Raw genomic sequence first — 14,658 nt, 5'->3', positions numbered from 1 at the left:
GCGGCCGCGACCTGCGGCCGGGCCGGGAGGCACGATCGTCATCGCGCGCACGCGACGCGCCGAAGGGAAGAATGCGTAGGGTCATTTTCATCGTCGGGATGCATCGTTCGGGGGCGGCCGAGATCGCCGGGGCGCTGCAGTCCTGTGGGTTCACCGCCGCGCCGGCCCTCGACGCGGACGCCGCGCCGGAGCCGGTCGCCGCGCTCAACCGGGCGCTGATGGCGATGGCCGGATCGCGCTGGGACCGCCTCCCCGCCACGCTCGACATCTCGACCTTCGCCGTGCGGTCGGTCGGCGACTGGGCGCAGGAGGACGCGCTCCCCCTCGCCCTCGCGGCCTGGGACGCGGCGTTCGAGGGCGCGGACGGCGCCGGGGAGGGCGACCTCGTCGTCCACGACCCGCACCTTCCCGCCATGCTGCCGCTGTGGCTCAGGGCGGCCGGGGCGAAGGGGCTCGCCGCCGAGGTCCTCCTCGTCCACCGCGGCGCCCTCGACCTCCTCGCCCGCCTGGAGCGCGAGGACGGGCTCGGCTTCGGCGCCGCCGCCGCGCTCGTCACCGACACCTGGCTCGAGATGCTCGCCCACGCGCCGGCCGGGGCGCGGGTCGTCTCCCACGAGGCCTTCGCCGCCGCGCCGTCGGCAACGCTCGAGGCGCTCGGCTACCCCCCCGCCTCGCCCGAGGCCGCCCGTGCCCTCGACGCGGGCCGCGCGGCGCCCGGTGCGGCCCCCTGGGGCGCGGCATCCGGTGCGGCGCCGCACCCCATGGGACTGCCGGAGGCGCGCCCCGAGGCGCTCCCCAGGCTCGCCCTGCCGGGGCCGCTGCGCGACCTCGACGCGCGCCTCGCCCGGGCCCACGGCAGCGCCGTCGAGGCCGGCGACCCGGACGTCGCCGCCAAGCGCGCCCGGCGCGCCGCCGACCGCGCCTATGCCGGGGACACCATCTTCCTCGACGCCTTCCGGGACGTCGCCGGCGACCCGCTGCCGGCCCCGGCGGTCGCCCCCGGGGGGGCGCCGCGGACCGTCGTCGTCCACTGCCACCTGTTCAAGAACGCCGGCTCCTCGGTGGACGTCATCCTGAAGCGGCACTTCGGCCGGCGCTGGGTGACGACGGAGTTCCCGGTCCACGGCACGGTGTCGAACGCCGACCTCACCCACGCCTTCGTGCGCGGCCACGGCGAGCTCGACGTCCTCTCCACCCACACCGGCGACTGGTGGCTCGGCCACGACGCGCCCGACCTGCGCGTCCTGCCGGTCATCTTCCTGCGCCACCCGCTCCTGCGCATCCGCTCCGCCTACAGCTTCGAGCGCAAGCAGGACGCGGACACCTTCGGCGCGCGGATCGCCAAGACGCACGACTTCGCCGGCTACGTCGCCGCGCGGCTCGAGCGGCCGACCGACTACGCCTTCCGCGAGTTCCAGTCGCGGCGCCTGGCGGCCTACCACTCGCGCCTCCACGCCGACCTCATGAGCGCCGCGCTCCACGCCCTCGACCGCGCCCCCTACGTGGGCCTGGTGGAGGACTTCGATGGCTCCGCCCGGCGCCTCGAGACCTACCTCGCCGCCCACTTCGAGGGCTTCGAGGCCCCGTCCGCCCGTGCCAACATCACCGACAGCTCCGACATGGCGACGGAGGACAGGATCGCCCGCGCCCGCCACGAGCTGGGCGAGGCGGTCTACGCCGCGCTGATGGCGGAGAACCGGGTCGACCTCGAGATCTACCGGCGGGCGGTGGAGCGCTGGCCCCTCCCGGTCCCGGCGCCGCCGGTGCACAGCGCCGCGCAGTAGGTCGGCGTCAATTGTCCGTGACGGGACGCGACACCCGGCACCATCCCCGTATAGTCTCTGTCCGATCGATCTCTCCCGCGCCGCGCGCCTTTTGGGACCGGCGCGGGACACCGCAGGACCGCAATGCTTGGACCGGATGAACATCCCATGAAATGCACGGGACGAAACCCATACGATGGCAAGTAAAATTCTTCTGAATATTGCGCTTCCCGCCCTTTCTCGCTAGCACCGCCCTGATCGCGTCGAACAACAGGCCTCCCATGACCCCCCTTCCACCGGGCATCCACGCCATCGTGGCCTTCGATGGTGTCGCCGAAATCGTGTGCCGCGACGAGGATGTGCTGTCGGGGGTCACCGTGCGCTGCGGCAGCGAGAGCTTCCCCGTCCAGGCGGTGGAGAGCCGCCGGCGCGTCGCCGGCAGCATCGCCGGTCCCGAGGTCCTCGGCACGCTCGCCGCCGCCGTGGTGGACGGCCCGGCGCTCAAGGCGACCCTCAACAACGACGTGAAGTGGACCGTCGCCGGCGGCAAGACGCTGTCGGTCTGGTTCGAGACGCCGACCCCGCCCAGGGCGGTCGTCAAGCTCGCGCCGGAGGGCAAGGCCGGCATCCCGGCCGGGCCGAAGAGCTACCGGGTCGAGGCGCTGGCGGGCGCGCACCGCGTCACCGGCACGCTGATCTTCGAGGCGGTCGGCGAGCGCGGGCAGGTGCTGCACGCGTTCTCGACGGCGGTGCGCACCGAGCACTTCGGCGGCCCGAGCGCGGCCAACCACGCGGTCGTCTCCGGCGTCCTGCCGGCGCACCCCAGGACCCAGGCGATCGCCATCCGCTTCGAGGTCGGCACGCTCTCGGAGGCGGCGGCCAAGACGCCCGCGGTGCTCTTCCTCAGCGAGGTGCGCGTCGGCCTCAACACCGGCGCCCCGGCGGTGCCGCCGAGCCTCGGCCTCGGCAACCCCGCGGCCGGCGGCGTCGTCGGCAGGGTCGACCTCGCCGGCTGCGGCGAGGCGCCGGTGACCGTCGCGGCGGGCGGGGCGGAGGTGGAGCTGCCGCTGCCCGCGCCGGTGCGCATCGCCGGCACGCAGGCCGGCCACAGCGGCGTCGCCCTCTCCGCCGAGGAGGACGGCACCTTCACCCTCTACGTCGACGACACCTTCGTCTCCTCCATCCCGGTCGGCGCCCGGTCGTCGATCGTCACCCTGCCGCGCGCCCTCCTCAACGGGACCGAGCGGGTGATCTCGGTGCGCGACCGCTACGGCATGCGCACGCTGTGGCGCTGCTTTGCCGTGCTGGAGGGGATGATGACGCCCTACACGGCGGTGCAGCGCGAGGGCGGGCGGCCGGTGCCGATGGCGCTCGCCAATGCCGCGCGCTACCGCTACGCCGCCCTCGGGGCGCTCCTCGCCGAGGGGCCGTCCGCCGCCGAGACGCTGCAGGTCGCCCACGCCCACAAGGTCCTCGGACTCGGCTTCGAGATGCTGGACGAGGGCGACGTCCGCCCGCTCGCCTTCCCCGAGGTCGAGACGCCGGACGTCTCGGTGGTGATCCCCGCCCACAACAAGTTCGAGATCACCTACCACGGCCTGTGCGCCCTCTTGGTGGCACGCAACAAGGCCTCGTTCGAGGTGATCGTCGTCGACGACGGGTCGAGCGACCGTACCACGGGCCTCGCCGACCTCGTCTCCGGCATCCGGGTGATCCGCAACGACACGGCGCAGCGCTTCATCCGCGCCTGCAACCAGGGCGTCGCCGCCTCGAAGGGGCGCTACGTCGTCCTCCTCAACAACGACACCGAGCCGACCGTCGGCTGGCTCGACGCCCTCATCGACCCGTTCGAGCGCTTCGAGGACGTCGGCCTCACCGGCGCCAAGCTCCTCTACCCGGACGGCACGCTGCAGGAGGCGGGCGGCATCGTCTGGCGCTCGGGCAACCCCTGGAACTACGGCCGCGGCGCCAACCCGCTCGACCCGCGCTACTCCTACGTGCGCCAGGCCGACTACCTGTCGGGCGCGGCGATGATGACGACGCGGGCGATCTGGGACGAGCTCGGCGGCCTCTCGGCCTACCTCGAGCCGATGTACTTCGAGGACACCGACTTCGCCTTCAAGGTCCGCGCCGCGGGCCGCAAGACGATGTTCGTGCCGGGCGCGGTCGTCTACCACCACGAGGGCAAGACCTCCGGCACCGAGGTGACCTCCGGCATGAAGGCCTTCCAGGAGGTCAACCGGCCGAAGTTCAAGTCGACGTGGGCCTCCGCCTTCCGCGCCTTCGGCCCCGAGGGCCAGGACGTCGACCTCGAGAAGGACCGCGGCATCGTCGGGCGCGTCCTCTTCATCGACTACGCGATGCCGCGGCCCGACCGCGACGCGGGCTCGTACGCCGCCGTCGAGGAGATGAAGCTCGTCCAGGCGCTCGGCTTCAAGGCGACCTTCCTGCCGCGCAACCTCGCCGACCTCGGCCACTACAAGAGCGACCTCGAGGCCCAGGGCATCGAGGTGATCACCGCCCCCTTCTCGGTCTCCGTGCAGGCCTTCCTGGAGGAGCGCGGCGGCGAGTTCGACGTCGTCTACATCACCCGCTACGGAGTCGCCCGCGACTTCATCGACGCGGTGCGCAAGAACGCCCCGCAGGCCAGGATCATGCTGATGAACGCGGACCTGCATTTCCTGCGCGAGGTGCGCGAGGCGATGGCGACGGGCGACCCGAACATCTTCGCCAGGGCCGAGGCGACGCGCGAGGACGAGCTCGACGCGATGAAGCGCTGCGACCTCACCCTGTCCTACAACGAGGTGGAGCACGCCGTGATCGCGAGCCACGCGCTCGGCGAGGTGCGGGTGGCCAAGTGCCCCTGGGTGGTGCGGCTGCGCGCGGACGTGCCCCCCTTCGAGGCCCGCTCCGGCACCGCATTCCTGGGCGGCTTCAAGCACCCGCCCAACCGCGCCGCCGTCCTGTGGTTCGCCGAGAAGGTGGTGCCGGAGCTCGTCTCCAGGGGCGTCGGCGGCGACTTCTCCGTCTACGGCAGCGCCATGCCGGACGAGATCCGCGCCCTCGAAGGGGAGGGGATCCGCACGCCCGGCTTCATCGAGAACGTCGACGAGCTCCACGACGCCCACCGCATCTTCGTCGCGCCGCTGCTGGCGGGGGCGGGGCTGAAGGGCAAGGTGGTGGGCGCGCTGGCGGCGGGGATCCCGTGCGTCCTGTCGCCGGTGGCCGCGGAGGGCATCGGCCTTCGCAGCGGCTACGACTGCCTCATCGCCAGGGAGCCGCGCGAGTGGGTCGAGGCGATCGCGCGGCTCGACACCGACGCCGCGCTGTGGCGCAAGCTCTCCGAAAACGGCCGCGCGCTGGTGGAGGAGCAGTACTCCTTCGCGGTCGGCCGCGACCTGATGCGCGAGGCCTTCCACAAGGTCGGCATCTACCACACGCTCTGACCCCGCCCGGCCGCGCCCCTTGTCCGGCCGGACGGGGCGGCCCCCCGGGCGCCCGGGGCGCGCCGGGGGAGGGAGGCGGCCGCCCCACCACGCGCCGCGGGCGTCCGCCCCGGCGCCGCCAGAGAAGAAGGAACGTCCATGATCACCCGCATCGGCCTCTTCGACGGGACCATCAGGCCCGGCCGGGAAGCGGCCTTCTACGCCTACGTCTGGGAGACGATGCTGCCCGTCTGGCAGGCCTTCCCGGGCCTGCGCGAGCTCGACGTCCTGACCGGCGATTCGCCCGAGCTCGGCAAGGCCTACCCCCTCGTCACCTCGTTCCGGTTCGACGACCGCGCCGCCCTCGAGGCCGCCCTCGCCTCGCCCGAGCGCCAGACCTCGCTGGAAAAGACCAGGGGGCTCCTCGAGATGTTCGACGGGCGCGTGATGCACCAGGTCCTCGCCCCCCTCTCCCGGCCGTGACGGGAGCCCGCGCGTGACCTACGTCGTCGTCGACATCGAGGCGGACGGACCGGACCCGGCCGTCAACTCGATGCTGTGCCTCGCCGCCGCCGCCGTCTCCACGGACCTTCGGGAGGCCGGCACCTTCACGGTCAACCTCGCTCCCCGGGACGGCGCCGCCACCAACGAGAAGACCCTCGCCTGGTTCCGCGAGGAGGCCGCCGACGCCTACGCCGCGATCACCTGCGACCCCGTCGCCCCGGCCGAGGCGATGGCCCGCTTCGTCGCCTTCGTGGAGAGCCTGCCGGGACCACGCATCTTCGTCGCCCACCCGCTGATCTTCGACGGTTCCTGGGTGGACCACTACCTCGAGCTCTACACCGGCGTGCGCCTCTTCGGCCTCGCCCAGCACCGCACGTCGCTCTTCATGCGCACCGGCATCGACCTGCCGTCCCTCATCATGGGCGTCACCGGCCGCGCCTTCGACGACTGCCACCGCGGACGGATTCCCGAGGCGTGGTTCGGCGACGTCCCCCACACCCACGACGCCCTCGACGACGCCCGGGGCTACGCCAGTGTCCTCGCCACGGTCCTCGCGATGCAGGGCGACCGGGCCGGCTGATCGGGCACGCCGATTGGGGAGGGCGGCGCCGGGGCCGTCGGCGGAAGCGTCGGTCCGGTTCGGAAACGCCGGGAGCCTCCGGCGGGCTCGGGTCCCACCAGCGATCAAGTCCCGCCTGACCGCCGGAACCGCCGTCGCGCTTGCCCCCTGGCAGCGTCCGGGACCCGGCGCAAGGGCAAGCGGCTTCGCCGGCCTCCGGCCCCTTGCACCGGCTCCCGGACACTGCCTTTCAGGGGGCGCGACGGCGGCTCCGGCGATCAGGCTCCCGCCCCGGATCATGCGGGCGCCGCGCGAGGGAGCACAGGGAGCACGGTGCGCCTTGCACGGCAGGCGGGCACGGCACGGGCGGGGACGATGGGGTTTTAGGGTTTGCGCCGTCCGCCGGGGGACGGTCTATGCTGGCCCGAAGACCGGGAACCGTGAGCGCGCAAGGTGGACGAGAGAGGGATGGAAAGCCCGTCAGAACCGGCGACGACCGTCTTCGTCTGCACCCATCACCGCTGCGGCACCGTGCTGATGCGCAACGTCTTCAGGCGCTACGCGGCGCTCGCCCCCGCCGCCTTCTTCAAGGGCGACCCCGGGGAGGCGCCCGCCGACGCGGACATCGTCCACGACGCCCACTCGCGCAGCCCCGTCGCCGCGGCCGGCGCCGGGATCCACCTCTACCGCGATCCCTTCGACCTCCTCCTGTCCCACATCCGCTACCACGAGACGACGACGAGCCCGTCCGAGCCGCCCAACATGCTGCGCATGAAGGACGGGCGGACCTACGGCGAGCACCTGCGCGCGCTGCCGACGCTCTCCGACAAGGCGATGCTCGAGATCGACACCGTGTTCGGCCGCACCCTGCGCAGCATGCTGGCCTGGGACTACGACAACCCGAACTTCCGCAACTACCCGCTCGACCTCTTCCTCGACGCCGCCACCGCCGAACGGGTGGCCGGGGAGATCGCCGACACCTTCCCGCTCTTTGCCGGACAGCGCGACACCCTCCGGGGCGCCATGCTGCACTTCATCGTCAACGCGACGCACATCCGCGATTCGCACGGCACGCGCGGGGCAGGGGAGGGACGGGCGATCGAGCTCTTCTCCCCCGCCGTGATCGAGCGGATGTACCGCGAGTTCCCGGCGATCCGGGCTGTCGAGGCCCGCCTCGCCGCCTCGCCGGTGCCGGGCGGCCGGGACCTTCCGTCGGCGCCCTAGCGGCGCTTCAGCACGAAACGGACGCCCTTCACGCTGCCGCGGACCTCCCTGGAGCCCGCGTCGGGCGCCAGCTCGATCGAGCCGATCCCGGGCGCGGCGATCCCCGACAGGACCACCGTGCGGCCCCTGCGCTCCCAGGCGCTGATGTCGGCGAAGCCGTGCAGGCCGCCGAGCCCCTCCACCTGGTGGCAGGCGAACGGCGTCGCCCGGCCCCTGGTGCCGCCAGGGCCCTGCTCGAAGGTGATGGTGCAGGAGCGCGGGGAGGGGCCCACGGCCGGATAGACCGTCCACTTGCCGACGATCGCGTCGCGCGTCCCGGCCGCGTTCGCGACGAGGGACGGGGTCCGCGCCGCGCCGGACGGCCCGATACCGGCGGCGGTGCCGCCGGCCATCGCGCCCGCAGCGGCGAGCACGCCGAGGAGGGCGGCAGCGGTGGGGATCGCGGGCATGGAAGGCCTCGTTCTCGTCGTCACCCGGCCCATCCTGGCACACTGGCGGCCCTCCCGCACGGCGGCGGGTGCCGTTCCCCGGCCGCTCCCCGGTTCAGGCGCGCCGGAGGATGCGCTATGAGCCGCGCACGGGCCCGCCGACCGCCGGGCCGACGAAGAAGGAACGGCATGCACACTCGCCCGATGGCCCCCCTGCCCAGTCCCGCCGTCCGAGCCCGCGTCTTTCTGCGCCATGGCGCCTGATTTCGTGCCGGCCGCGCGCCTCGACGGGCCGATCGCCGTCATCGGCCTCGGCTATGTCGGCCTGCCGCTCGCCGTCGCCTTCGGCCGCACCCGGCCCGTCATCGGCTTCGACGTCAGCGCCGCCCGCGTCGCCGCGCTCGCCGCCGGCGAGGACGCCACGCAGGAGGTGAGCGCCGCCGACCTCGCCGCCGCGGCCCACCTCACGGTGACCTCCGACCCGGCCGACCTCGCGGCCGCGCGCGTCTTCATCGTCGCCGTGCCGACGCCGGTCGACGCGGCCAAGCGGCCGGATCTCTCCCTGCTGGAGGCCGCCTCGGCGACCGTCGGCCGGGCGATGGGGAAGGGGGCCGCCGTGGTCTACGAGTCCACCGTCTTCCCCGGCTGCACCCGGCAGGTGTGCGTGCCGATCCTCGAGAAGGAATCGGGCCTCGCCTTCAACACCGACTTCGTCGTCGGCTACAGCCCCGAGCGGGTGAACCCCGGCGACAAGGCCCATCGGCTGGAGAACATCGTCAAGGTCACCTCCGGCTCCACGCCCGGGGCGGCCGAGGCGATCGACGCCCTCTACGCCGAAATCGTCACCGCCGGGACCCACAGGGCCCCGTCCATCGAGGTCGCCGAGGCGGCGAAGGTCATCGAGAACACCCAGCGCGACCTCAACATCGCGCTGATGAACGAGCTGGCGATCCTCTTCCACCGCCTGGGCCTCGATTCCAGGGACGTCTTCGACGCGGCCGGCACCAAGTGGAACTTCCTCAACTTCCGCCCCGGCCTCGTCGGCGGCCACTGCATCGGCGTCGACCCCTACTACCTCACCTTCCGCGCCCAGGAGGTGGGCTACCACCCGGACGTGATCCTCGCCGGCCGGCGCATCAACGACGGCATGGGCGAGCACGTGGCCAACCGCGTCATGCGGCTGATGATGGGCCGCGGCCTGCCCGTCGTCGGCAGCCGCATCCTTGTGATGGGGCTGACCTTCAAGGAGAACTGCCCCGATCTGCGCAACACCCGCGTGATCGACGTCGTCACCGAGCTGACGGCCGTCTCCGCGCGGGTCGACGTGTGGGACCCGTGGGTGGACCCCGCCGAGGCCGAGGCGGTCTACGGACTCGGCATCCTGACGGAGACGCCCCCGTCCGGCGTCTACGACGCGATCGTGCTCGCGGTCGCCCACACCGACTTCGTCGATCTGGGACCCGGACGGATTCGCGCCTTCGGCACGCCGGACGCGGTGCTGTTCGACGTGAAGAGCGTGTTCGACCGCACCGCGAGCGATGGTCGGCTCTGAGGACAGGGTGCGCCGGCCGTCCCACTGGGGGACCGGATCACCGTCGCGCTCAGTCCTCGAGCCGCGTTTTCTGTACCCCGATTCGCCGCGGAATCAAATTCCGGACCTTTCCCAAGCCTTTCGGCGATCGCGACAAGTTTAAGCATCCCGATTCGAAGATTCATCGATGAATCCGAGTCGGGAGAACGAATCGGTATCGAATCGGTCGTGCCCGAAACCTGTCGCGATGACTTGTCGTCGATTCGCGGCGCGAGAATCCAGCCCGTGGCTAGTGTTATGAGAGTTAGAATCTAAGTTAGTGAGTGTTACGGGACTTAGGTGCTTCGCTTAAGTCACTGAAACTGAAGCGGAAAAGATGGTTAATTTTGGCGCCCCGGTTCCCAGAGGGGCGAATCCCGGTTCCCAGAGGGGCGAATCCGGGGTTCCCAAAGGGGCGAATCCCGGTTCCCAAAGGGGCGAATCCGAATCGGAGCTGGGGATCACCGCATCCATCCACCGCGAATGGGCCCCCCGCCGATTGCCTCGGGCGTTGCCGTGATGATGGATGAGGCGCCCGCCGGTTCCTTGAACGACGAACGCTCCGGTTCCTAAATCGACGAACTCCGGTTCCTGGATCGACGAATGCGGGTTCCCGAATCGACGAATCGTGGTACCCCTTTCCCATGGGACAGCTCCTGCCGGACCGGCACCCCAATCGCGACTTCTTCATCCTGGACGTGGCCGACGCCGCGCCGAAGGACGACATGGCGTCCATGGAGCACCCGGTCTTCTCGCTCTCGGTGAAGCCGGACATGCGCGAGCTCTCCTACGAGCACGGCGACAGCCGCCTGCGCGTCGTCCCCTCGGGCCGCGGCCTTGCCACCATCATGGACAAGGACATCCTGCTCTACTGCATCTCCAAGCTCGTCCACGAGCTGAATGCGGGCGGGGAGATCACGCCCTGGGTCGAGCTCACCGCGCACGAGGGGATGGTCGCCACCAACTGGCGCACCAACCGCGAGAGCTACCAGCGCTTCGAGGACGCCCTGGTGCGCCTCAAGGGCACCGTCATCCTGACCGACATCAAGACCGGGGACCACGTCCAGACCCGCGGTTTCGGCCTCATCGAGGAGTTCGAGATCGACCGCAAGGGACGGGACGGCAAGACCTCGCCCTTCGGCCGGATGACGCGCGTGCGCATCAAGGTCTCCGACTGGACCTTCCGCGCCGTCAAGGGCATGGAAGTCCTGACCATCAACCCGCAATATTTCCGCCTGCGCCGCCCGCTCGAGCGGCGCATCTACGAGCTCGCCCGCAAGCACGCCGGCGAGCCGCGGCGCGGCAAGACCGCGGCCGGCGCCTTCCGCATCGGCATCGGCAAGCTGCAGCAGAAGGTCGGCTCGAACGCGCCGCCGAAGAAGTTCCGCTTCTTCCTCAAGGAGATCATCCGCGACGGGCACATCCCCGACTACAAGGTGCGCCTGGAGGACGACCTCGCCATCTTCGAGACGGTCAAGCCGCTCCCCTTCGAGGGCCGCATCGCGCTGAAGCCGGCCACCCTCGACAAGGCGCAGGAGATCGCCGCCGAGAAGGGCATCCCCCTCGCCGAGCTCGAGGCGGAGTGGAACGAGTGGGTCCGCTCCACCGGCCGCGTCCCCGACCGGCCCGACGGCGCCTTCATCGGCTTCTGCCGCCAGAAGCCGTCGATGCGCCAGACCCAGCTCTTCGACGACTGGCACTGACCGGACGCGCCCTTTGGGCGTGCATCGCCGAAGGGGCGGCGCGTCAGTCGTAGAGGTCGCGGAACTGCGGTTGGTCCAGCGCACGCAGCAGGCCGAGGATCCCGGCGTAGGTCCGGGTGAGCTGCGCGATCGTCTCGGGCTTCAGCTCGCGCCGGTGACGCCCGGGCGCGATGTCGCTCCCGAACCACTCCTGTCCGATCCAGCGCGGGTTGGCGGAGAGGTTCTCCACCCGCTCGGGCTCGATGGCCCGCGCGACGTGGGCGGCGTCGACCACGCCCAGAAAGCCGGCCAGCCGCTCCGCCATCGCGTCGATCGAGAGGCACAGCTGATTGTACGACAACACGCAGACGTCCTCCCCGCCGTCGCTGTCGATCTTGTGCAGGACATCGGCGAAGGGGCGGTAGTGGTCGGACTTGTCGACGCCGAGCACGAAGGCGTCGATGCCCTTCTTCTCGACCGCCCGGCGGTGCGCGGCGACGGCCTCGTCGCTCTTGTTGCGGACATGGTGCTGCAGGGCCCAGTAATAGTGGTTGCAGCAGAGGTCGCGCGGATCACGGAAGTTGCAGATCAGCCGGACCGTCCGAAGGTCCAGGTCCTTCGGCCACACGGCGGGGGCGTTGAAGAGGTACACCGTCGCCGGGTCGGACGGACGCCAGTCCGCGATCTCCGCCATCCTGTTCCGGTTCGCGTAGGTGTCCACGACCTTGAGGGGCTTGTGGGTGGCGCGTGTGAGCGCCGTGATGATGCGCCAGAGAGAGCCCGTGCCGCTCGTCGGGGTCGTCAGGAAAACGATCGGTTTGTGCATTCTCTTCTGTCCCTGTTCCGTCCGACGGAGCGTCGTGAGGATCGTCGCGCCGCGCGCACGACACGCGCACGACATTGGGCTGGCATACTTCAACTGATCCTTCCTGTTGAAGCGGCCGGCCGCCCCGGGAACGCCGCTCCGGGAGCGCCGGCGCGACCGCGCCGCGATGGCCGCCCGGCCCCCGTTCGATCCCGCCCGATAAAGCAGCCTTTATCTCGCCCTGCTTGTCTTGGGGCATCGATCCTGCGATCCCCCTTCGGGACGGATCGGACCTTGAGTGGAACATGAGCCACCAGATCAACACCTACGCGAAACTGATCGGGCTGGACCTCTCCCGCGCCTCCCGGGCCGAGCTCGAGGCGGTCCACGAGGAGGCGCTGTCGATCCTGCCGATGAACGCGCCGATCTTCGTCGGCACGGAGAAGCTCCCCTTGCGCCAGCGCATCGCCGGCGCGCTCAGGACCTTCGAGATCTTCGAGTGGCGCCTCGGCCGCACCTACCGCCCGCGCCTCAGGGCGCTCAAGGAGATGTTCCGCGGGCGCGAGCGCTGCTTCGTCATCGGCAACGGGCCGAGCCTCAACCGCACCGACCTCGCGATGCTGAAGGGCGAGGTCACCTTCGCGGTGAACTCCTTCTTCCTCAAGGCCGCCGACCTCGACTGGCTGCCGACCTTCTTCGTCGTCGAGGACCACCTCGTCGCCGAGGACCGCGCGCCCTGGATCCACGCCCTCAGGGGCCCGACGAAGCTCTTTCCGGCCTATCTCGGCTACTGCCTGAACGAGGCGCCGGACACGATCTTCTTCAACCACCGCCCGCGCGTCAGCTACCCGGACGGCTTCGACTTCTCCACCGACGCCGCCGACGTCACCTACACCGGCTGCACCGTCACCTTCACCGTGCTGCAGCTCGCCCACTACCTGGGTTTCCGGAAGATCCACCTCCTCGGCGTCGACGCCGACTACGTCCTGCCCGGGGACGTCGCCGAGACGAGCGACTACGGGGTCGGCGTCCTCGACATGAAGTCGAACGACCCGAACCACTTCCACCCGGACTATTTCGGCAAGGGCTTCCGCTGGCACGACCCCCAGGTCGACAAGATGCTGGAGGCCTACGCGGAGGCCGAAAAGGTCACCCGCGCCATGGGCCGGCCCATCGTCAACTCCGGCGTCGGCGGCAAGCTCGAGGTGTTCGCGCGCGAGCCGTTCGCCACCGTCTTTCCCGCCGCCCGCACGCCCGAGGCCGTCGAGGAGGCGAACCACAAGGCCGCCGGCCGCCGCCCTGAGGGCGAGGGCATGATCGCCCCGGCGGAGCTCACCGCCCTCTGCCGCGCGCGCCTCGCCCGCGAGGGGCGCGACGGCCGCGCCCTCGGCCTCGGCTGGGGCGGCGCGGTCGAGACGGGCTTTCCGCGCCTCCTCGTGGTGGACTTCACGCCGATCGGCGGCGGCTCGGCCACCGGCGAGATCAAGGACGCGCTGCTGGGCCACTGGCCGCGCGCCGAGCTCATGGAGATCTCCGCGCTCGGCGAGACCCTGACCGTGCGCGGCGGCGCCCTCGCCACGCCGCTCCAGTCGCCGCGCGAGCGCCGCGCCGACCGGGTCCTCGCCGCCGCGGCCGCCTTCGCGCCCGACGTCGTCCTCTACCGCCCGGTCGCCGAGCGGCCGGACCTGCACCGCCTGCTGGCCGAGATCCTCTCGCTGCACCCCGCGCCGGTGCTGACCTCGTTCATGGACGACTGGATGCTGCGCCTCTTCGGCCAGTCGAAGCCGGGCTTCGACGCCTTCGACCACGGCGTGCGCGTCCTCCTCGAGGCCGCGCCCTTCTGCCTCGCCATCTCCGAGCCCATGGGCGCGCTCCTCGAGGCGCGCTACGGCGTCCCCGCCGTCGCCCTCGCCAACGGCATCGAGCCGGAGGTCTTCGCCGGGGTGCGCCAGGCCGCCGCCGAGGCAGGGAAAGTCGCCGCCGGCGCGGGCGGCGGCCTCAAGGTGCGCTACGCCGGGGGCCTCGCCGGCGACATGGGGCTCGCCACGCTGACCAACCTCGCCGAGGCGGTCGAGCGCCTCGCCCCCCGCGGCGCCACCCTCGAGATCAAGACCAGCCCCTACTGGATGCGCACCCAGGGCGAGGCCTTCGCGGCCTGGCCCGCCACCACCGTCTTCTCCGAGGAGATGACCCGCGCCGAGTACCACGCCTGGCTCGCCGGGGCGGACGTCGTCGTCATCGCCTACAACTTCGACGCCGCCTCGCTCGCCTACGTGCGCCACTCGCTGGCCAACAAGCTCCCCGAGTGTCTCGCTTCCGGCGCGGCGCTGCTCGCCGTCGGCCCGGCCGAGTGCGCCACCATGATGCGCCTCGCCGGGACCGGCTGCGGCGTCCGCGTCACCGAGGACGGCGTCGAGCCCGTCGCCGCCGCGCTCGAGCGGCTCCTCGACCCGTCCGCCCGCGCCGCCGTCGCCGCGGCCCAGGTCGAGGTCGCCGAGCGCGAGTTTGCCCTCCTGCCGCGCCGCGAGATCCTGCGCCGGGCGCTCGTCGCCATGGCCGCGTCCGAGCCGGACCCCGGGACGGCACGCCGCCTCGCGGACGCCGTGACCGCCGCCGCCGGGCGCTGGCAGGCCATGCCCGCCTCCGCCCCCGCCTTCCTCCCCGCCTTCGCGGGCTGACCCGACAGAGGGGACGAAAG

At 71.7% G+C, this 14,658-nt stretch carries 10 protein-coding genes; 8 read left to right on the top strand and 2 right to left on the bottom strand.

Annotated elements, in window-relative coordinates; genetic code table 11:
- Window positions 1-71 precede the first annotated feature (71 nt).
- The 5 genes from DLJ53_RS32175 to DLJ53_RS32155 all read left to right on the top strand — a co-directional run bounded on the left by DLJ53_RS32175 (window position 72) and on the right by DLJ53_RS32155 (window position 7,475).
- Window positions 72-1,784, top strand: a complete 1,713-nt coding sequence (locus tag DLJ53_RS32175) for a hypothetical protein (protein ID WP_111352425.1) — start codon at window positions 72-74, stop codon at window positions 1,782-1,784.
- Between the two features lie 260 nt (window positions 1,785-2,044).
- A complete protein-coding gene (locus DLJ53_RS32170) occupies window positions 2,045-5,209 on the top strand; it encodes a glycosyltransferase (RefSeq protein WP_111352424.1) in 3,165 nt (1,054 codons plus the stop codon).
- A gap of 138 nt (window positions 5,210-5,347) precedes the next feature.
- Window positions 5,348-5,671 carry a putative antibiotic biosynthesis monooxygenase gene (locus tag DLJ53_RS32165; RefSeq protein WP_111352423.1) on the top strand — a complete coding sequence of 108 codons (324 nt, stop codon included), beginning with the start codon at window positions 5,348-5,350 and terminating at the stop codon, window positions 5,669-5,671.
- A gap of 13 nt (window positions 5,672-5,684) precedes the next feature.
- Window positions 5,685-6,272 (top strand): 3'-5' exonuclease family protein, encoded by a 588-nt coding sequence (locus tag DLJ53_RS32160; protein ID WP_111352422.1) that lies wholly within the window; start codon window positions 5,685-5,687, stop codon window positions 6,270-6,272.
- A gap of 447 nt (window positions 6,273-6,719) precedes the next feature.
- On the top strand, window positions 6,720-7,475 hold the full coding sequence (locus tag DLJ53_RS32155) for a hypothetical protein (protein WP_111352421.1): 756 nt from the start codon (window positions 6,720-6,722) through the stop codon (window positions 7,473-7,475).
- On the opposite strand, the gene DLJ53_RS32150 is transcribed toward DLJ53_RS32155, so the two are convergent.
- Window positions 7,472-7,924, bottom strand: coding sequence for a hypothetical protein (locus DLJ53_RS32150; RefSeq protein WP_111352420.1), 453 nt, complete (start codon window positions 7,922-7,924; stop codon window positions 7,472-7,474). The two genes, DLJ53_RS32155 and DLJ53_RS32150, sit on opposite strands and share 4 nt — an antisense overlap.
- 232 nt (window positions 7,925-8,156) lie before the next feature.
- On the opposite strand from DLJ53_RS32150, the gene DLJ53_RS32145 reads away from it, so the two are divergent.
- Window positions 8,157-9,455, top strand: coding sequence for a nucleotide sugar dehydrogenase (locus DLJ53_RS32145; RefSeq protein ID WP_111352419.1), 1,299 nt, complete (start codon window positions 8,157-8,159; stop codon window positions 9,453-9,455).
- A 662-nt stretch (window positions 9,456-10,117) separates the two neighbouring features.
- Window positions 10,118-11,176 carry a replication initiator protein A gene (locus tag DLJ53_RS32140; RefSeq protein WP_111352418.1) on the top strand — a complete coding sequence of 353 codons (1,059 nt, stop codon included), beginning with the start codon at window positions 10,118-10,120 and terminating at the stop codon, window positions 11,174-11,176.
- Between the two features lie 43 nt (window positions 11,177-11,219).
- On the opposite strand, the gene DLJ53_RS32135 is transcribed toward DLJ53_RS32140, so the two are convergent.
- Window positions 11,220-11,981, bottom strand: coding sequence for a hypothetical protein (locus DLJ53_RS32135; protein WP_111352417.1), 762 nt, complete (start codon window positions 11,979-11,981; stop codon window positions 11,220-11,222).
- A 284-nt stretch (window positions 11,982-12,265) separates the two neighbouring features.
- Between DLJ53_RS32135 and DLJ53_RS32130 the strand changes: the two genes are divergently transcribed.
- Window positions 12,266-14,638: a 6-hydroxymethylpterin diphosphokinase MptE-like protein gene (locus tag DLJ53_RS32130; protein ID WP_111352416.1), complete on the top strand. Its 2,373-nt coding sequence runs from the start codon at window positions 12,266-12,268 to the stop codon at window positions 14,636-14,638.
- Window positions 14,639-14,658 lie beyond the last annotated feature (20 nt).

This window comes from Acuticoccus sediminis, assembly GCF_003258595.1.
GTDB classification, from domain to species: domain Bacteria; phylum Pseudomonadota; class Alphaproteobacteria; order Rhizobiales; family Amorphaceae; genus Acuticoccus; species Acuticoccus sediminis.
This window is presented reverse-complemented; position numbering and strand designations above follow the sequence as displayed.